Consider the following 18,641-nt stretch of genomic DNA (forward strand, 5'->3'; position numbering starts at 1 on the left):
ATGAGAGCCGTAATACAGCGCACCACTAAAGCAAGTGTGACAATAAACCAAAAAAAAGTAGCTGCCATTAATAATGGTCTGGTCGTTCTTTTGGGTATTGAAAATGAAGATACAAGCGAAGATATCGAGTGGTTGAGTCGTAAGATTACTAATCTAAGAATCTTTGAAGACACATCTGGTGTTATGAATGAGTCGGTAATTTCTGTAAAAGGTGAAATCATTCTAGTAAGTCAATTTACACTTCATGCCAGTACGAAAAAAGGAAATAGACCAAGCTACATTAAAGCAGCTAGACCAGAAATTTCGACACCAATTTATGAGGAGTTTAAAACGCAATTGGAAAAAGATTTAGGAAAACCAATACAAACTGGAGAATTTGGGGCAGATATGCAGGTGGAATTAACTAATAATGGTCCGGTTACTATTATATTAGACACAAAAAATAAAGAATAAGCATTTTTTGGAGCTAATCTCGCTTTCGGCAGTCGCTTTAATTTTTTCATAAATTAAAAAAAAATTAAGAGCTCCAACAAAATACCTCAATCAAGGCTAAAAATTATGAAAAGAAAAACTCTTACTTTTTTAATAGCATTTACAGTATATAGCATACTGTACTTTATCATATTATTAGTAGTTGAGAATGATTATAATTTAGAAAGCAAACTTATACAATGCTTGTTTTTTGGGGTTGGAATGGGGATTTTTGAGACTTTTTTACGATCATTATTAATTAAAAGTTTAAAAAAATAAACTAAATGGACATCAAGAACGCACAACAAGACGTCGATAATTGGATTAAAAATCATGGTGTTCGTTATTTTAACGAGCTTACCAATATGGCGCAATTAACCGAGGAAGTAGGAGAAGTAGCCCGTATAATAGCTAGGCGTTATGGCGAACAAAGCGAAAAAGAAAGTGATAAAACTAAAGATTTAGGAGAAGAACTGGCAGATGTAATGTTTGTGGTATTGTGTTTAGCCAATCAAACAGGTATTAATCTGCAAGAGGCTTTCGATAAAAAATTGGATCTAAAAACCAGAAGAGATCACGACAGACATCATAATAACGAGAAGTTAAAATAGCTAACAACTAAGCATGGATATTTTATTACATCAGTCTAAATTATCAGATAAATCATCTAAAATTCAAATTACAGGTTCAAAAAGCGAGTCTAACCGTTTATTGTTATTACAAGCATTATATCAAGGAATTTCATTAGAAAATGTTTCAAATTCAGACGATTCTGTTTTAATGCAAAAAGCTCTGGCTTCAAAAGAAAATGTCATAGATATACATCACGCCGGTACAGCGATGCGTTTTTTAACGGCCTATTTTGCAACACAAATAGGAAGAACTGTGGAGCTTACAGGTTCAAAACGTATGAAAGAGCGACCTATTGGTATTTTGGTGGAAGCCTTAAAACAATTAGGAGCAGAAATAAACTACATAGAAAATGAGGGTTTTCCTCCATTACTAATAAAAGGTAAAACCTTAACAAAACATAAAGTAACTCTTAAAGCAAATGTAAGTAGTCAATATATATCTGCCTTACTCCTTATAGCTCCAAAATTAGAGAATGGTTTGGAATTGACTTTAGAAGGCGAAATAACTTCTGTGCCTTATATTAATATGACTTTAAGTCTTTTAAATGAAATAGGTGTCGAGACTTCTTTCAATAAAAATACGATTATTGTTAAGCCAAAAGAATTAAATAAAAATAGTCAAAATCATTTAACCGTAGAGTCAGACTGGTCCTCTGCAAGTTATTACTTTAGTTGTGCAGGTTTGTCTGAAATAGGCACGCAAATTGAAATAGCATCTTATAAAAATAAAAGCCTTCAAGGCGATTCTGTTTTAGTAGAACTTTATCAAAATTTTGGGGTTAGTGCTCAATTTTCTGGGCATACGCTTCAGTTAAAAAAAACGAATCATCCAGAATCAAGCATAAATTTTAATTTAAAAAATGCACCAGATATTGCACAAACTATCGTGGTTACTGCTTTTGGTTTAGGATTAAAGTGCGATTTATATGGATTACATACCCTGAAAATTAAAGAAACCGATAGGTTAGTGGCTTTAAAAACAGAATTAGAAAAGTTTGGAGCTAAGGTAGAAATCACTAAAGATTCTTTACATCTTGAAGCATCAAATCATATAAAGTCAAATGTTTCTATAGAGACCTATAACGACCATAGAATGGCTATGGCATTTGCACCATTGGCGCTTAAAACTAATCTAGTAATTAAAGATGCCGAAGTGGTTTCCAAATCTTATCCAACATTTTGGAGAGACTTCAAAAATATAGGTTTTTTAACAGAATCTAATAATAATTAGCAAAACACTTGACAACGCCTATCTTGAGATTGTATATTTGCACACAGAAATTAAAATAGCTATATGAAATTATCACACTTCGAGTTTAATTTACCAGACGAATTATTAGCCGAATATCCTGCAGAACATAGAGATGAGTCTCGTTTAATGGTTTTAAATAGAGAAAAGCAAACCATAGAACACAGACAATTTAAAGATATTATTGAATATTTTGATGAGAAAGATGTCCTGCTTTTAAATGATACCAAAGTATTTCCAGCTCGTTTATTTGGTAATAAAGAAAAAACCGGAGCAAGAATTGAAGTATTCTTATTGAGAGAACTAAATGAGGAGCAGCGTTTATGGGATGTATTGGTAGATCCGGCACGTAAAATCCGTATTGGTAATAAATTATACTTTGGAGAAGACGAGAGTTTAGTAGCAGAAGTTATAGATAACACGACATCAAGAGGACGTACATTACGTTTTTTATATGATGGATCTTATGATGCATTTAGAAAAAAATTAACTGAGTTAGGAGAAACACCACTTCCTAAGTACATCAAAAGAGATGTTCAGCCAGAAGACGAAGAACGTTACCAAACTATTTTTGCTAAAAATGAAGGTGCTGTGGCGGCTCCAACAGCAGGATTACACTTTTCTAAACATTTATTAAAGCGTTTGGAAATAAAAGGTGTAGACTTTGCAGAAGTTACTTTACATGTGGGATTAGGAACGTTTAATCCAGTAGAGGTGGAAGATTTATCTAAACATAAAATGGACAGCGAAGAAGTGTTTATTGGTCCAAAAACAGTTGAGACAGTAAATAAAGCTTTAAAAGATAAACGCCGTATTTGTGCAGTAGGAACTACAGCAATGCGTGCAGTAGAAAGTGCTGTGTCGTCAAGCTTAACGCTTAACGAAATTGATGGTTGGACAAATAAATTTATATTTCCTCCATACGACTTTAGTATTGCCAACTGCATGATTACTAATTTCCATACGCCAAAATCTACTTTATTAATGATGGTTTCTGCATTTGCTGGTCATGATTTTATTATGAAGGCTTACGAAGAAGCGGTTAAAGAAAAATATAAATTTTACAGTTATGGAGATGCGATGTTAATCATCTAATCTCTACTAGTAGTATTGAAGAAAGCCTCAACCTATGTTGAGGCTTTTTTATGCTTAAAGCATAAATTAATAAAAGGTCGTAAGGAGTATTTATGACTTTAAGAGTAATTATATTTAGAAGTGAATCTGTTTAACTATTTTTGCACTATAATGGCAGATACAAAAAAAGACATTAGGGCATTGACGAAAGAGCAAATTCGCGAATTTTTCGTTAAAAATGGCGACAAAGCTTTTCGTGGTAATCAGGTGTATGAGTGGTTGTGGCAAAAGGGAGCGCATAGTTTTGCAGACATGACCAACTTGTCTAAAGAAACCAGACAAATGCTAGAGGATGGCTTTGTGATAAATCACATCAAAGTCGACCAGATGCAACGTAGTAGCGATGGTACCATAAAAAATGCTATAAAACTTCATGACAGTTTAATTGTAGAATCGGTATTAATACCAAACCCAACCAGGACAACAGCTTGTGTGTCCAGTCAGGTAGGTTGTAGTTTGGATTGTAAATTTTGCGCAACTGCACGCCTAAAGCGTATGCGTAATTTAAATCCGGATGAAATTTATGATCAGGTAGTGGTTATAGATAATGAAAGTAGATTATATCACAACCGTCCATTAAGTAATATTGTATTTATGGGTATGGGTGAACCGCTAATGAATTATAATAATGTACTTAAAGCTATAGATAAAATTACAAGTCCCGAAGGTTTGGGCATGTCACCAAAACGGATTGTGGTTTCAACCTCTGGTGTGCCAAAAATGATAAAAAAAATGGCAGACGATGAGGTTAAATTTAAATTGGCGGTCTCTCTTCATAGTGCTATAGATGAGGTAAGAGACACCATTATGCCATTTAATAAAACCTTCCCGCTAAAAGACTTACGAGAGGCATTAGTGTACTGGTATGAAAAAACAAAAAACCGAATTACATACGAATATGTAGTTTGGAAAGGTATAAATGACCAACGTAAAGATGTGGATGCTTTAGTGCAGTTCTGTAAATTTGCACCAAGTAAAGTAAATATTATAGAATATAATCCAATTGATGATGGTATGTTTCAACAAGCCAATTCCGAAGCTATAACTATGTATCAAAGAGTTTTAGAAGAAAATAATATTACGGTAACCATTAGACGCAGTCGAGGAAAAGATATTGATGCAGCTTGCGGGCAATTAGCAAATAAAAATTAGTATCTTTATATAGATTACAAAACTTTATATTATGAAATTAAATTATTTATACTTGGTAATTGTTGTTTGTTTATTCTTTTCATGCAGTCAAAATGAAGAAGAATTTGTTGAAGATTCACCATTAACTATAGAAAAACCAACAAATAATTTAGAAGAACCTCTAACAGCAGATTTTGACTTTAATGCATTAATAATAAATGAGCAAGATGATATAGGTGTAACAAATTTATCAACAGGAGCTACAAGTTATGAATGGGATTTCGGTAACGGGACTAAGTCTTACAACAAAATTCCGGACTTTAAATACTTAATCCATGGTACATACTATGTTAGATTAAAAGTTAAAAATGATAAAGGAGAAGAAGCTTCAGTTAAAAAATCTATTGAAGTATTATGTTTATTTGGAGGTGGTATCCATACTACTGAAGAATCAGAAATTTAAATAGTTGTTTTACTATTATCATGCAGGTTATAATTAACCTGCATTTTTTATATCACCTAATTAAGTGAAAATAACCGAACAAATAAAACAGCCTATAGCTTACGAAATGGAACTTTTTGAAAAAAAGTTTCGTTTAGCGATGTCGTCTAAAGTGGCGCTGTTAAATCGTATTACTCATTACATTGTAAATCGTAAAGGCAAACAAATGCGTCCAATGTTTGTTTTTTTGGTGGCAAAAATGGTTAATAATGGCGAGTTAAGTGAACGGACTTACCGCGGAGCTTCAGTAATTGAACTTATCCATACAGCAACTTTAGTTCATGACGATGTTGTGGACGATAGTGACCGCAGACGAGGTTTTTTCTCTATAAACGCCCTTTGGAAAAATAAAATAGCCGTTTTAATTGGAGACTTTCTACTTTCAAAAGGTTTGTTGCTATCCATCGATAATAACGATTTTGATTTATTAAAAATCATTTCGGTAGCTGTAAGAGAAATGAGTGAAGGTGAATTACTTCAAATAGAAAAAGCCAGAAAGCTTGATATTACAGAAGATGTTTATTACGAGATTATAAGACAAAAAACCGCAACGCTAATTGCGGCTTGTTGTAGTTTGGGTGCGGCTAGTGTAAAACCAGAAAGCGAGCATATTGAAAAAATGAGAAAATTTGGAGAGCTTATAGGTATGGCTTTCCAGATTAAAGACGATTTGTTTGATTATGGTACACAACGTATAGGTAAACCAACCGGAATAGATATTAAAGAGCAAAAAATGACTTTGCCTCTAATTTATGTTTTAAATAACTCATCAAAAAAAGATAAAAGCTGGTTGATTAACTCTATCAAAAATCATAATAAGGATAAAAAACGGGTTAATGAACTTATTGAGTTTGTAAAATCTAATGGCGGATTGGATTATGCAGTTACCAAAATGAAATCATTTCAACAAGACGCTTTACAAATCCTTAATACTTACCCAGAATCTGAATTTAAGGCCAGTTTAGAACTTATGGTTAATTACGTTATAGAACGTAAAAAATAATCATATTTTATATTGAGTAGTAATAAGTTGATTAACAGTGACTAAAAGTGGTTTTGTAAGCTTATTAAATAATATCTTTATTTTTTTTTACTGTTGAAGCAACTATTTAAACACATTTTGCGTCTTTAATAATAGAAGCAAATAGTGTTACAGCATATTTTGAAAATTATCCAATTACATACTAATCAAACCGACTTAATAAAAAAAGCGGTTAAACAAGATCGAAAAGCGCAGCACGTGTTATTTGAGACTTACGCGCCTAAAATGTTAAGTGTGTGTAGATATTATGTAAGTGATCTTCAAAAGGCTGAAGAAGTCATGTTAAATGGTTTTTTTAAAGTTTTTAAATACTTAAAAGATTATAAAAACGAAGGAAGTTTTGAAGGTTGGATAAGACGAATTATGGTTCGAGAAGTTATTTCATTTTATAGGCAAAAAAAACAAATTCAGTTTGCAGACGAAGTTGAAAATTATACGGCAGAGTTTCATAACGATATAGATTCGTCTATTGAAGTCGCACAAATTCAAGCTTGTATTGACAGTTTACCGGAAGGTTACAGATTAATTTTTAATATGTACGCCATAGAAGGTTACAAGCATAACGAAATTGCTAAAATGCTGGATATCAATGAAGGCACAAGTAAATCTCAACTCTTTAAAGCAAAAAAAATGCTTCAGGAAAAAATTAATACCCTAAATAGTGTACAAAATGGAGTCAAATAAGTTCGATGACCATATAAAAAATTTGTTGGATAAACGTTCTATAGAACCTTCAGTAAACGCATGGAGCAATCTAGAAGAACGATTAAATTCTACAAAAACTGCTAAGAGAAATTGGATGTTATGGTCTGGTGTGGCAGCTAGTTTTATAGGAGTTTTAATAACTATTAGTGTTTTAAATACCAATACTAAAGTGATTACTGTGGTAGAAGCTCCAGTAGAGATTAAAGAAGATATAATTAATTCTAAAGAAAACAGTAAAGAGAATACGGTTGCAACGCCAAAACCTACTATAGAAAATAAACAGGCAACACCAATTTATGTAAGTCAAACAAAAAATAATTCTAAAGCAACACTTAATAAAGCATCGCTAACACCAGAAACAGATCAACTTATAAACAAAGAACCTAAAATGGCTGTTGTGGAAAAAGACTTACAGGAAATCCCAAATAGCACATTAGAAAAAGCAAACTCTATAAAAATTACTTATAAAGACGAAGCGGAATCTTTATTAGCTCAAGCGTTACAACAAACGACTTCGTCAGAGCCCAAATCTTCAACTATTGATGCTGCCTCATTACTTTATGATGTAGAGGTAGAAGTAGAGCAGAGCTTTAGAACCAAACTTTTCGCCACCATAAAAGAAAATTTATCCGATATCAAAACGGTTATAGTAGACCGTAACAAATAATACAAACTTTAAAAACGAACCCTCATGATTAAATTAACGAAATTCTTCGTAGGAGCAGTCATATGCTTAATTGTAACTAAAAGTAATGCTCAAGACAGCTTAAAGGTGTCTGGTAAGAAAGCTGAAATAGCGCGATATGAATCTTACAAAACTCAGGTAGAGCTTAATGAAAAAGAAGCTTTAACTGTAGAGATTGAAGCTATTAATGAGCAATTGGAATCTAATAAAATTACAGCAGCAGAAGCGGAACAGCTAAAAATGCAAGCTGCAGAAAAACGAGCGCTAAACATAAAAAATAAAGCTGCTATTATTGATAACCAAATAGCATTAATTGAGCGAGATGATAATTGGGAAGAAAACACAGTGCCAGAAAATAGGATCGCAATTTTAGTTGGTGGTGGAGAGAAAGAATTGTTAGGTATTAAAGGAAAACGAATGCCACCTAAATATGATATTAGAACTACTAATCAATTTTTATTTGCAGCTGGTTTTAACAATGCTATTATTGAAGGTCAATCTTTTAATCGTACACCATACGAAAATTTGGGTTCTGGATTTGTAGAACTTGGATGGAATTGGCAAACCCGATTAGCAAAAAATTCGCATTGGGCAAGAGTTAAATACGGATTTTCTTTTCAATGGAATAAGCTTAACCTAAAAGAAAACTTATATTTTGAACAAGATGGTAATCTTACTACTGCAGAAACTTTCCCTGTTAATTTAGATAAATCTGAATTTAGAATTACTAATTTAGTCTTACCTGTTTATTTTGAGTTTGGACCTTACAATAAAATAGAAAAAAATAATACGGTAAGATACCAAATATGGGATAAGTTTAAGTTTGGTATTGGTGGTTATGGTGGAGTAAGGATTGGTACGCAACAAAAATTAAAATATGAAGAAGATGGCGATCGTGTAAAGCAAAAAATACGTCGTAATTATAATGCGTCTAACTTTGTTTATGGTGTTGGTGCCTATGTTGGTGTGGGTGATATTGCTTTGTATGCAAAATACGATTTAAATCCTATTTTCAAAGATCAAGCTGTAAAACAAAATAACATCTCTTTAGGTTTACGTTTTGATATAGATTAGATTTTTAATTTGAATTGTTGTTAATCAAAAACGCCTCATGCTTAATTGTATGAGGCGTTTTTTGTTTAAATTTTTACTAAAGTTATAGCTTCGCTTTCAGATTCGCTAGCTTGAAAGCATTCACTATAAGTGGGGTTTTGATAACCAGTTGATGTAGAGCTTAAAGTGCCTTCAAAAAGATTTTCATTAACTCGTGTTAAGGTCAAGGTATCTGTATAGTCCCTTACATAAAAATATGTGTTATTATCTGTATCACAAAAATATTCAACATTATTATTTCTAACTGTAATATTAACAGTTAAACTCCCGTTATCTAAAGTGTAATTATTAACAATTATTTCATCAAATTGACTAGTGCCAGGAGTACTAATTGTTCCGTTAGAGTTAAATGTTAAAGTATCCGTATCTTCACAAAAACCATCACTAACGTAGCAATATTTCCATACTCCTGAAATACTTTCAGTTGAAACCTCAATATCAAAACTTCCAGAAAAGCTATTGAAATCATCTTGATAAGTAAAATTAAGAGTTCCAGTTTCCAAGCCTCCTACAACAGCAGTTTCATCTATAATTTTTACGTTTAAATCTAATCCTCCATTAGCATAATCTAAACTTTCTAAAGTTATATTGGAGCCTGAGACGCTAAATGTAAAATTGTTAAAGTCTTCTTGGGTCATCCCGTTTGTATCTGTTACCGCAGTATCATTTACCAAAACTTCATCATATGGTGTAATGTCAAAAAATAACGACCACTCTGTATTTAAGTAATTTATGGCAACGTTCATTTTTTGTATTACCAATTCGTTGAAGCTAGTGGTGGCAGAAAAATACGTGCTTATAATGGTGTTTTCGTCTCCATTATCACTTGGTAGCATAGTTCTATTCTGTAATTGTATAGAAACATTACTTACAACGTCAGAGCTTAAACTTATGGCAGATGCATTTGTGGTTTTAGAGTTGAATATTTGGTCATCGGCTTGTACAAATACATTTTTAATGGATGCTTGTGCAAGTGGAATACAGTGCTCATAAGTTTTAGCTAATAACACGCCAGTACTTACTGCTAAAAGAGGTGTTACAATTTGCGTTAATGGCAAAGTTGTAGATATGGTAGTAAATACACCTAAAACACCTGTAAAATATATAGATGCTTCACAACGAGCAAACTGTGTTACTATGTTAGAATTCATTTTGCTACCATCACCAGTAATTGTCGCATCAATTAAATTCTTATTTGCTTTATAGAATATAGACAAATCTCTTTTTTGAGTGTCATTTAAGCTTGCATACATATTGTTAAAACCATCTATTAGCAATAATGCTTTATCTCCATTAAAATCTGGAGTTAGGGCTTGTCTTTCCAGTTCTAATTGATCAAAATAAGGTTGTATGGTTTCTTCTACAGTTTGGGTTAAACTAGTTTCTTCAATAACATAATTTACTTTTAAATTATTTAAAGCTTCCACTGTTAATGTTGTACTTCCTAAATCAAAATCTGGCTCTACAAAGAAAGCAACAGAGTTTTCTGTTGTACGTCGAAGTTCAATCTGATTGTCTCCCAAAAAACCAGTATAGTTTTCTTGTGATGCATTTTCAATTTCGACTTCAACTATTTGATACCCATAAATTGTCCCACCTTCTAAGATGATGTTCTCTGAGGTTTCCGAGCTACTATCGTCTTTAGAACATGTAAAAACAAGTGTACAGACTAGCAATAAAAGTAATTTTTTCATAAGGAAATGTTTTATATCACAAAATTACAACTCACATAAGGTTTAAAAAATACCTACTTTTATGTATTTTTTGTAAAATTCAAGTAGTGATCTAAAAGATTTCTATTTTAAAAACTTTAAATTATTGTTTAGTTTTATGGTACTTTTACGTTTTATAAAATAGCTTTTCAATTGATTTCAAAAACAACCATAGACCAAGTATATGAGACTGCTCGATTAGAAGAGGTGATTGGCGATTTTGTACAGCTGAAAAAATCGGGTTCTAGTTTTAAAGGCTTGAGTCCGTTTAGTGAAGAGCGTACACCAAGTTTTATGGTGTCTCCGGTTAAGCAAATTTGGAAAGATTTTAGTACAGGAAAAGGCGGAAATGTGGTAGCGTTTTTAATGGAACACGAGCATTTTACCTATCCTGAAGCTATAAAATACCTTGCTAAAAAGTACGGAATTGAAATTGAAGAAACCCAACAAACCAACGAGCAAAAAGAGGAGCAAAGTTTAAAAGAAAGTTTATATCTGGTTAGTGAATATGCCAGCAAATACTTTCAGGAAACCATGCATAATACCAATGCAGGGAAAGCAATTGCTTTAAGTTATTTTAAAGAGCGTGGGTTTACTTTGGAAACTATTAAAAAATTCGATTTAGGCTATTGTTTAGACGAGTGGAGTGCGTTTACAGACACTGCTCTTAAAAAAGGTTATAAGTTAGAATTTTTAGAAGGTACAGGATTAACTATTGTAAAAGGCGAAAAACAATTTGACAGATTTAAAGGTCGTGTGATGTTCCCTATACAAAGTATGAGTGGTCGTGTACTGGGTTTTGGTGGACGTATTTTAACTAACGATAAAAAAGCAGCCAAGTATTTAAACTCGCCCGAAAGTGATATTTATCATAAAAGTAAAGTGCTATATGGTATTTTTCAGGCAAAGCAAAGTATAGCTAAAGAAGATAATTGTTTTATAGTTGAAGGTTATACCGATGTCATTCAGTTTCATCAATCCGGAATTACCAATACGGTTTCCAGTTCTGGTACCGCGCTAACTAGCGATCAAATTCGATTAATTAACCGGTTAACTAAAAACATTACTGTACTTTTTGATGGCGATGCTGCAGGTTTAAGAGCTTCCCTTAGAGGAATAGATTTAATTTTGGAACAAGGTATGAATGTAAAGGTTTGTACATTTCCAGAAGGTGAAGATCCCGATAGTTTTGCAAAGTCGAATACTGAAAACGAATTACGTGAGTATTTAGAAGAACATTCTCAGGATTTTATTCAGTTTAAGGCATCTATATTATTTGAAGATTCAAAAAACGACCCTATAAAAAAGGCAGAAACGGTTAGAGATATTGTAAATAGTATTTCTAAAATTCCCGACCGTATAAAAGCCGAAATTTATATTAAGGAGTGCGCCAGAATTATGGATGTAAGTGAAGGTGTTTTATTTTCCACCTTAGCGCAACTTAACCAAAAAGAAAATAACGATACTAAAAAAGCAAGTTCTAACCAAAATCAAAAACCATTTCAGGTCTTAAAGACTGAACCAGTAACCGCACGTAAAGTTGATGTACAATACGAGTTGGAACGAAAAATAATAAGTTTATTGTTGCTTTACGGGAATAAAACCGAAGATTTTGAAGATTTGGTTTTAAAAGAAGATGAAGAAACTTCAGAGTTAATTTTGGAGCCTGTAGTACAACAAGCTAGAGTGTTTGAAAAAATTTATCTAGATCTTCAGGAAGACGAAATGGCATTTACCAATCCTTTATTTAAGGATTTATATTATACCATTGTAGAAGCTTTAAATAGAGATCCAGATTTTAAAATTGAGCAAATTATAAACTCTGTAAATCCCGATTTAGCAATGGAAATGTCCAGTATTTTAATGGACGATGAGCGTTATAGTTTATCAGACTGGGAAAGCAAAAACATTTTTCCAAAGAAGAAAAATGAAACCATTGCGCAATTAGTAAGTGAAACTATATTAACCTTACGTTGGCATTTAATAGAGCAAAAAGTAAAAATTCTGGGCGAAGAAGCCATGAAAAATTTAACCGACACCAACCGTGAGGTTTTAGAAGAAGTCATGGATTATACTAAGCTTAAAACCCTATTATCTAAGAAATTGAAAAGGCCTCTTTAGTCTACAGTCCTCAGTCTTCAGTTGGCAGTCCGCAGTCTGCAGTCTTAAAAAATCAGTTTAAATTTAAAGTTTTATAAATTTATACTTATTATTAAAACTTAAAGAAATTACTTACTGCCTATTGCTTACTGTATACTGTGGACTGCCTACTGAAGCCACTAAAACTCCTGCTTCGCTTTTTTAATAAGTTCTACAAGATTAGATACGTTTAACTTTTTCATTAATCGTGTTTTGTAAGTACTTACTGTTTTTTCATTTAACGCCAGTTCTTTGGCTATGTCTATATTACGCTTTCCGTTTGAAATTAAATTTAAAACTTCTAACTCACGACTCGACAACTTTTTAAAATCGTTAGAAACCGATGTTTTTTTAGGTCGTATGGTTAATTGTTTAGCTAAACTTTCGCTAATATAAATGGCATTATTAAACACGTTTAAAATAGCCTGATCCAGTTCGCTTAAGGCTTGTTTTTTAGACACAAAGCCAGAAGCACCAGCTTTTATAATACTAGAGCCATAAACATGTTCGGCTTGACTGGTAAACACAATAAGTTTAAGTTCTGGAAAGTTTTTTTTTATCCGTTTTATTAACGTAATTCCATTGAGTTGGTTTAACTCAATTTCGGTTAAGATAATATCTACTTGGTGGGTTTCTAGATAGCTGTTAATATTAATTTCGTCTGTCGTATGACCAACAATTTTAATATTTCGAGAGTTTTTAAAGTAGGCGTCTAGACCACTAAAAATAACAGGATGTTTATCTATAACTAAAACTTTAATCATTTTAGTTCACTTGGTATTTCACAAATAGGAATAGGAATCATTTTATGCTGATTGTTTCTATTGTAGCGCATAAAAATTTTAAATACCGTTTTTTCTCTGCCTTTAAAATCACGTTCGGTTTTACCTTCATCCTTCATTTTCATTGCCCATTCCAGTTCTGGATAACTTGCACCAATCTGGTCTTCATCACTTCTGGCATCTCCAAATAATCCGTCACTTGGAGCCGCTTCAATAATAGATTGTGGAACGTTTAATACTTTTGCTATGGCATACACTTCACTTTTAAGTAAATCGGCAATAGGACTTAAATCGACACCACCATCGCCATACTTGGTGTAAAAACCAACACCAAAATCTTCAACTTTATTACCTGTTCCAGCAACTAATAAGCCATATAGTCCAGCATGGTAGTACAAAGTAGTCATACGTAAACGAGCACGAGTGTTTGCTAAAGCCATATCTACAACCTCTTCTTTGCCTTCCAGAGATACTTCAGTAGTAAACTCGTCAAAAACAGGTGTTAAGTCGGTTATGGTATTTTGAACGTTTTCAAAACGTTTAGACAATTGCTTAATATGCTCTTGTGCTCTGGACACATGACTTTCTGCTTGGTGAATTGGCATTTCAATACATAAAACCTCTAAGCCTGTCATAGCACAAAGGGTTGAGGTTACTGCAGAATCTATGCCACCAGAAATTCCCACCACAAAACCATTTACTCTGGCGTTAGTAGCGTAATCCTTTAACCAGTTTACAATATGATCAATGACTTTTTCTGTTTGCATAATAAAGAGAATTTAATGAAAGTATAGTACCTTTGCCCAACAAAAATAAATGAAATGCGTTAGTATAAAAAATAACGCGCTTTTAAATTTTTAATATGAGAACATATCTGCTTTTAATTGGGATTAGTTTAATGGTTTTATCTTGTAAAAAGGATAAAGAAATAGACGATGCTATACTTAATTTGGAAGTAGATGTTAAGGTAGAACGTTTCGATAGGAAATTTGCCGAAGCAAAACCAAAGGATTTAGCAAGTTTAAAAGCAAACTACCCGTTTATGTTTTCTAATCGGTTTCCAGATGAATTCTGGATTAATCGATTAACCGATACTTTGCAGGTCGAATTAAATACTGAAACCAAAAAAGCTTTTCCAGATCTTAATGAGGAAGAAGAAGACATAACTTTATTTTATAAGCATTTAAAATATAAGTTTCCTGAAACTAAAATCCCAAGAGTTATTACTGCAACTTCTTCGGTAGATTACAGGAACAAAGTAATTGTTACCGATACTATTGTGTTAATCTCTATAGATACCTATTTGGGAGAAAATCATTTTTTCTATGAAGGTATTCAGAATTACATTAAATCAACAATGAAACCAGAGCAAATGGTAGTCGATTTATCTAATGCTTATGCGGAAAAATACATTTTTCAGCCTAAAAGAAAAACCTTGTTAGACGAAATGGTGTATTATGGTAAGCAACTATATTTTAACGATGTGATGATTCCTTTTAAAACCGATGCACAAAAAATTGGCTATACCGAAGCACAATACGATTGGGCTAAAGTAAATGAGCCTAATGTTTGGAAGTATTTTGTAGAGCGGGAATTACTATACAGTACAGATGCTAAGTTGCCTAACCAGTTTATTAACCCAGCACCATTTAGTAAGTTTTATTTAGAAGAAGTCGATGCCGATTCTCCAGGAATGATAGGTCGTTACATAGGTTGGCAAATTGTAAAATCTTACATGGAAAATAACGATACGAGCTTAGAAAAATTATTAGAAACCGATGCAGAAACTATTTTTAATGCATCACGCTATAAACCACAATTATAATGTCAAAAAAAACATCTCAAATAGTTTTAACCGTTGGGTTAGATGAAAATAAAGTACCAGAAAAATTAAATTGGACTGCCGAAGATGGCGGAATTACGAACGCCGAAGCTAAAGCCATGATGTTATCGGTTTGGGATAGTAAGGCTCAAGAATCTTTACGTATCGATTTATGGACTAAAGACATGCCGGTAGATGAGATGAAGGTGTTTTTTCATCAAACACTTACGGCTATGACGCAAACCTTTCAACGTGCTACTCAAGATGAAAAAATGGCGGCTACCATGCGCGATTTTTGCGACTATTTTGCTGAAAAATTAGAGCTTAAGAAATAATTTTTTGGGTTAGAACTGTTTAATGGTTAGGATTGGGTTTTAGATAATTAAAAAGACAGTTAGATAAAATAGTTTTAAACTAGCTTACTAATATCTAGGTTTTGGTCCTAGTTTTCTTTTAAATAATTTAGTCCTCGTTAGTTTTAACAACTGTTCCTTCTACAGGAAAATAGTTTTTTGTGTTAGCCTCAATGGTTTTCTTTAGGTTAATAAGATTTGTTTCTTCTTGTGTTTTTAAAGAACTTCCTATTAAAGCCATTATAGATTTGGAAAGCATGCCATTTCCTTTAGCATTTGTGTTTGAGCTAATTTTAGTTTTGCCATTAATAGGAGTCATTTTAAGTTTATAATTCATATTCATAAAATCAGATTCAAATAGCATTTCTATAGATTCGTTTTGCTTAATGCTTGTAATTGTTTCTTTAATGACCATCTCTTGTCCGTCTGTAACAAAATATACATTTGTTACTGCTCCAACAGTTTCAGGTGTACCACTTACGTGTTCAACTTTTTGAAATCCCTCTAGCCATTCGGACATTTTGGTCTCATCTTGTGTTACTTTCCAAGATTCTTCTATAGGTTTATCGACCATTATTTCACAATCATAAGTAACGTTTGGTTTTATAAAACCAATAAGTAAAAATATAATTACTAATATGAAAATAATTCCAAGTCCGTATTTTAAGTATTTCATAATTTCAATATTAATGTTTTTAGTTGATTAATTTTTTCGTTTCGATATTAATAAATTTAGGTAGATAACTCGGCATATAGTTTTTTGCTACAATTTCATCTTTATAAAGATCTGTTTCTTCTCTAAAAGAAATTCCCATTTGACCTGCCGTATAATTCACTGTTCTTTTAACTTTAGATTATTTATTAGGTTTTTCTTTCATAAAATCAAATGCACCTTTTCGAAGCTGTATGCCATATTCTAAAAACGCTTTCATACAGGCTAGGAAATTTGCCCAACCTCCAGAGTTTTCTAATGCCCATTTTAAATTATCTGCATTAAGTTCCTTTCCGTTTTCGTTTACTCTTACTATGGTACTATTGTCTGGTAATTTTTCTAAAGTAATATTTACAACAGTTTCTGGATCCCATACAAAAGAAATTGAACGATTAGTTTCTATTTTAATTTCGCTAATAGGAAATCTCTCATTAAATTCAGGAAATTTCCAAATGACGTTTTTCCCCGTTTCCAATCTTCCACTACTTTCTGAAATGAAATATTTGGTCATTTTTTCTGGATTTACAATCCCTTCAAAAACTTCTCCTACTGGTTTTTGAATTTGAATAGTGGCATTAGATTCTAGTCTCATAAAATTCCTTTATGTATTAAGTAGTTTTAAATATACACATTTAATAATTTATGCTAAAGAAGATGTTTCGATGACTAATGAATAGGCTTTAAAAGCTTATATAAATGGAAACCCACAGCAAATTACGAGCTTTAGAATGCTCTAACCATGTGTCTGGGCAAGTTGCCCTTATAAAGCAGATATGCTTCCGAAAGCTCTAAATCAAACTGTAGAAGCTTCTATAGGGTTTAGAGTTGCAGAATAAGATTTTTTATTACTTATATCCAGGTGTTGTACATAGTTATTTTATTCTTTCGTAAATATCTCGTTCATCTTTTGGTTTTCGACCATCTCTGTAATTTGGATAGTGTTTTATACTGTAATCGCCTACTTTGTTGGTTTTAGATACGAATAAAATGTTTTCGTCTATTTCATCGATGATATTAAAGTTCCAAATTTGATTGTCAGAAAATATCAATTCCCAATAAGTTGGATATGAACCATAGTTTATTTCATTGAATAAAATCTTTTCTGTTTTGACCAATTTTTTTTCTGAACTTCCATTTTTCTTTTCATAGAATTTTATTTCAGTTTCTGAAATTTCTAAAAAGTATTCCTCTTCAGATTCTTTATTGGTTAATTTCCAAGTTCCTTTCCATTTATCTATCTGTTCTTTCCTAACTAATGGTTTTAAACTATCAATTTTTTTCAAACAAACTTTTCCTAGTTCACTTTCCGTATTGTTTTCGTATGCCCAATAAAACATTATTAAAGCACCAACTAAATCAGGTTTTTTTATCTCAATTTTAGCCTTTTCAAACCATTCATTTTGATATTCATCAGCATCATTTTTTTGCCCAAAAGATTTTAGATTAATTAAAATAATTATTATAAAAATACTGTTTTTCATAATTGTGTACAACGTGTTTGGTATAAGAAAAGTTGCGATTTTGTCAGCGAGGATTTTCCGCAGGAAAATCAGAAGTTGGCAAAAGGAGCAACGTACTTTGGTTAAGCCTAAAACTAGCAATTTTTTTATACTTTGTTAGCCACAGTTATTTATTCCATTCCGAATTTTGCGTATAATTTCGGAAATCTGTTTTTCAAATCATTTTCATCTTCTTCCCATTCCTCTCCAGTTATTTCAAAATTTTCCTGAACTCCTTGAGGTATGTCTTTTCCTGTCTTATTTTCATAAATATCAGTTGCAATATAGCTCAAACCTTCCCAATCTCCATCATTAGTTTCTTTCAGTTCTGTTAGCGTTTCAATATTCTGAATTGCATTTTCAAATATTGATTGTCCTTGTCCGATTAACCAACCTCGAAAATCAGAGAAACAGTCATCAGAACATCCTCCATTTATTATATAAGCAGCAGCCCAAAAATCCCAAGTATAAATTTCTCCTCTTAATGTTCTAAATTTATTGTCAAATTCTAAAACTTCTGTTGCAGTTAGTTTTAATAATTCTCTTTTAAGTAGAGATTGTTGTTTTTCATAATCTCCATAACTTTCAGATTTAGTAACCTCAATAATTTTCCAGAATTTTTCTGATTCCATAACTTCTTTAGAATCTTGAATGGATTCTGAAATTTCAGTATTCTGAAATTTGAAAAACTCTTTAAAACTTTTAGCAAAACCAAAATGATAAATTGCCATTGAATAGACAAAAATCGCGACTATTATAGGAATTTTATTCATAAAAGGTGTGTCTAAAGTTCCTAAACCAATTAATGCTCCAAGAAGTGCTAAAGAAAATAAAATTAACGACACAATTTTCGCCCAATTCTTTCCTTCATAAACCAAAATTAAAAGTCCGATTGTCAATGAAAACCTGATTAATTGTTGTATTAGTTTTTTTAACTCAATTTCTGGTCTCACAGAAT

Annotated in this window: 20 protein-coding genes; 13 read left to right on the forward strand and 7 right to left on the reverse strand. The window is 32.1% G+C overall.

Going from position 1 to position 18,641, the window contains the following annotated elements; genetic code table 11:
* From dtd to C7H52_RS05855, 10 genes are all read left to right on the forward strand, one after another.
* Window positions 1-453 (forward strand): D-aminoacyl-tRNA deacylase, encoded by a 453-nt coding sequence (gene dtd / locus C7H52_RS05810; RefSeq protein WP_106462930.1) that lies wholly within the window; start codon window positions 1-3, stop codon window positions 451-453.
* Window positions 454-755: 302 nt separating this feature from the next.
* Window positions 756-1,082 (forward strand): nucleotide pyrophosphohydrolase, encoded by a 327-nt coding sequence (locus C7H52_RS05815; protein WP_106462931.1) that lies wholly within the window; start codon window positions 756-758, stop codon window positions 1,080-1,082.
* A gap of 13 nt (window positions 1,083-1,095) precedes the next feature.
* Window positions 1,096-2,334, forward strand: coding sequence for a 3-phosphoshikimate 1-carboxyvinyltransferase (locus tag C7H52_RS05820; RefSeq protein ID WP_106462932.1), 1,239 nt, complete (start codon window positions 1,096-1,098; stop codon window positions 2,332-2,334).
* Window positions 2,335-2,397: 63 nt separating this feature from the next.
* Window positions 2,398-3,447, forward strand: coding sequence for a tRNA preQ1(34) S-adenosylmethionine ribosyltransferase-isomerase QueA (queA, locus tag C7H52_RS05825; protein WP_106462933.1), 1,050 nt, complete (start codon window positions 2,398-2,400; stop codon window positions 3,445-3,447).
* A gap of 150 nt (window positions 3,448-3,597) precedes the next feature.
* Window positions 3,598-4,638: a 23S rRNA (adenine(2503)-C(2))-methyltransferase RlmN gene (gene rlmN / locus C7H52_RS05830; protein WP_106462934.1), complete on the forward strand. Its 1,041-nt coding sequence runs from the start codon at window positions 3,598-3,600 to the stop codon at window positions 4,636-4,638.
* A gap of 31 nt (window positions 4,639-4,669) precedes the next feature.
* Entirely contained in the window at window positions 4,670-5,080 is a 411-nt protein-coding gene (locus C7H52_RS05835; RefSeq protein ID WP_106462935.1) for a PKD domain-containing protein, read from the forward strand.
* 64 nt (window positions 5,081-5,144) lie between these two features.
* The gene (locus C7H52_RS05840) at window positions 5,145-6,122 is read left to right on the forward strand and encodes a polyprenyl synthetase family protein (protein ID WP_106462936.1); all 978 of its coding nucleotides are present in this window, start codon (window positions 5,145-5,147) and stop codon (window positions 6,120-6,122) included.
* A gap of 159 nt (window positions 6,123-6,281) precedes the next feature.
* Complete coding sequence (locus C7H52_RS05845) at window positions 6,282-6,845, forward strand: RNA polymerase sigma factor (RefSeq protein WP_106463088.1); 564 nt, start codon at window positions 6,282-6,284, stop codon at window positions 6,843-6,845.
* Window positions 6,832-7,533, forward strand: coding sequence for a hypothetical protein (locus C7H52_RS05850; protein ID WP_106462937.1), 702 nt, complete (start codon window positions 6,832-6,834; stop codon window positions 7,531-7,533). The genes C7H52_RS05845 and C7H52_RS05850 overlap by 14 nt, the downstream gene beginning before the upstream one ends.
* Before the next feature lie 24 nt (window positions 7,534-7,557).
* Window positions 7,558-8,625: a hypothetical protein gene (locus C7H52_RS05855; protein WP_106462938.1), complete on the forward strand. Its 1,068-nt coding sequence runs from the start codon at window positions 7,558-7,560 to the stop codon at window positions 8,623-8,625.
* Between the two features lie 65 nt (window positions 8,626-8,690).
* Here C7H52_RS05855 and C7H52_RS05860 read toward each other — a convergent pair whose 3' ends face one another.
* Entirely contained in the window at window positions 8,691-10,358 is a 1,668-nt protein-coding gene (locus tag C7H52_RS05860) for a hypothetical protein (protein ID WP_106462939.1), read from the reverse strand.
* A gap of 171 nt (window positions 10,359-10,529) precedes the next feature.
* Between C7H52_RS05860 and dnaG the strand changes: the two genes are divergently transcribed.
* Entirely contained in the window at window positions 10,530-12,497 is a 1,968-nt protein-coding gene (gene dnaG / locus C7H52_RS05865; protein ID WP_106462940.1) for a DNA primase, read from the forward strand.
* A gap of 158 nt (window positions 12,498-12,655) precedes the next feature.
* On the opposite strand, the gene C7H52_RS05870 is transcribed toward dnaG, so the two are convergent.
* The gene (locus C7H52_RS05870; RefSeq protein WP_106462941.1) at window positions 12,656-13,279 is read right to left on the reverse strand and encodes a response regulator; all 624 of its coding nucleotides are present in this window, start codon (window positions 13,277-13,279) and stop codon (window positions 12,656-12,658) included.
* Window positions 13,276-14,064 carry an NAD(+) synthase gene (gene nadE / locus C7H52_RS05875; RefSeq protein WP_106462942.1) on the reverse strand — a complete coding sequence of 263 codons (789 nt, stop codon included), beginning with the start codon at window positions 14,062-14,064 and terminating at the stop codon, window positions 13,276-13,278. The genes C7H52_RS05870 and nadE overlap by 4 nt, the downstream gene beginning before the upstream one ends.
* Window positions 14,065-14,159: 95 nt before the next feature.
* On the opposite strand from nadE, the gene gldB reads away from it, so the two are divergent.
* Window positions 14,160-15,122: a gliding motility lipoprotein GldB gene (gldB, locus tag C7H52_RS05880; RefSeq protein ID WP_106462943.1), complete on the forward strand. Its 963-nt coding sequence runs from the start codon at window positions 14,160-14,162 to the stop codon at window positions 15,120-15,122.
* Window positions 15,122-15,454: a gliding motility protein GldC gene (gene gldC, locus C7H52_RS05885; protein ID WP_106462944.1), complete on the forward strand. Its 333-nt coding sequence runs from the start codon at window positions 15,122-15,124 to the stop codon at window positions 15,452-15,454. Before gldB ends, gldC begins: the two co-directional genes overlap by 1 nt.
* Before the next feature lie 127 nt (window positions 15,455-15,581).
* Here the strand turns inward: gldC and C7H52_RS05890 are convergent, their stop codons facing one another.
* The 4 genes from C7H52_RS05890 to C7H52_RS05905 form a co-directional block, all read right to left on the reverse strand.
* Window positions 15,582-16,148, reverse strand: coding sequence for an SRPBCC family protein (locus C7H52_RS05890; RefSeq protein WP_106462945.1), 567 nt, complete (start codon window positions 16,146-16,148; stop codon window positions 15,582-15,584).
* Between the two features lie 178 nt (window positions 16,149-16,326).
* Window positions 16,327-16,776, reverse strand: coding sequence for an SRPBCC domain-containing protein (locus C7H52_RS05895; protein WP_106462946.1), 450 nt, complete (start codon window positions 16,774-16,776; stop codon window positions 16,327-16,329).
* A 280-nt stretch (window positions 16,777-17,056) separates the two neighbouring features.
* Window positions 17,057-17,665: a hypothetical protein gene (locus C7H52_RS05900; protein WP_106462947.1), complete on the reverse strand. Its 609-nt coding sequence runs from the start codon at window positions 17,663-17,665 to the stop codon at window positions 17,057-17,059.
* Between the two features lie 149 nt (window positions 17,666-17,814).
* On the reverse strand, window positions 17,815-18,528 hold the full coding sequence (locus tag C7H52_RS05905; RefSeq protein ID WP_181256209.1) for a DUF4240 domain-containing protein: 714 nt from the start codon (window positions 18,526-18,528) through the stop codon (window positions 17,815-17,817).
* Between the last annotated feature and the right edge of the window lie 113 nt (window positions 18,529-18,641).

It is taken from the genome of Aurantibacter aestuarii (assembly GCF_003008425.1).
Taxonomy (GTDB): Bacteria; Bacteroidota; Bacteroidia; order Flavobacteriales; family Flavobacteriaceae; genus Aurantibacter; species Aurantibacter aestuarii.

What these genes read in the sequence shown, in the direction of transcription:
- dtd (WP_106462930.1), top strand. Translation starts at nt 1, where the DNA reads ATGAGAGCCGTAATACAGCGCACCACTAAAGCAAGTGTGACAATAAAC.
- C7H52_RS05815 (WP_106462931.1), top strand. Translation starts at nt 756, where the DNA reads ATGGACATCAAGAACGCACAACAAGACGTCGATAATTGGATTAAAAAT.
- C7H52_RS05820 (WP_106462932.1), top strand. Translation starts at nt 1,096, where the DNA reads ATGGATATTTTATTACATCAGTCTAAATTATCAGATAAATCATCTAAA.
- queA (WP_106462933.1), top strand. Translation starts at nt 2,398, where the DNA reads ATGAAATTATCACACTTCGAGTTTAATTTACCAGACGAATTATTAGCC.
- rlmN (WP_106462934.1), top strand. Translation starts at nt 3,598, where the DNA reads ATGGCAGATACAAAAAAAGACATTAGGGCATTGACGAAAGAGCAAATT.
- C7H52_RS05835 (WP_106462935.1), top strand. Translation starts at nt 4,670, where the DNA reads ATGAAATTAAATTATTTATACTTGGTAATTGTTGTTTGTTTATTCTTT.
- C7H52_RS05850 (WP_106462937.1), top strand. Translation starts at nt 6,832, where the DNA reads ATGGAGTCAAATAAGTTCGATGACCATATAAAAAATTTGTTGGATAAA.
- C7H52_RS05855 (WP_106462938.1), top strand. Translation starts at nt 7,558, where the DNA reads ATGATTAAATTAACGAAATTCTTCGTAGGAGCAGTCATATGCTTAATT.
- C7H52_RS05860 (WP_106462939.1), bottom strand. Translation starts at nt 10,358, where the DNA reads ATGAAAAAATTACTTTTATTGCTAGTCTGTACACTTGTTTTTACATGT.
- C7H52_RS05870 (WP_106462941.1), bottom strand. Translation starts at nt 13,279, where the DNA reads ATGATTAAAGTTTTAGTTATAGATAAACATCCTGTTATTTTTAGTGGT.
- nadE (WP_106462942.1), bottom strand. Translation starts at nt 14,064, where the DNA reads ATGCAAACAGAAAAAGTCATTGATCATATTGTAAACTGGTTAAAGGAT.
- gldB (WP_106462943.1), top strand. Translation starts at nt 14,160, where the DNA reads ATGAGAACATATCTGCTTTTAATTGGGATTAGTTTAATGGTTTTATCT.
- gldC (WP_106462944.1), top strand. Translation starts at nt 15,122, where the DNA reads ATGTCAAAAAAAACATCTCAAATAGTTTTAACCGTTGGGTTAGATGAA.
- C7H52_RS05890 (WP_106462945.1), bottom strand. Translation starts at nt 16,148, where the DNA reads ATGAAATACTTAAAATACGGACTTGGAATTATTTTCATATTAGTAATT.
- C7H52_RS05895 (WP_106462946.1), bottom strand. Translation starts at nt 16,776, where the DNA reads ATGAGACTAGAATCTAATGCCACTATTCAAATTCAAAAACCAGTAGGA.
- C7H52_RS05900 (WP_106462947.1), bottom strand. Translation starts at nt 17,665, where the DNA reads ATGAAAAACAGTATTTTTATAATAATTATTTTAATTAATCTAAAATCT.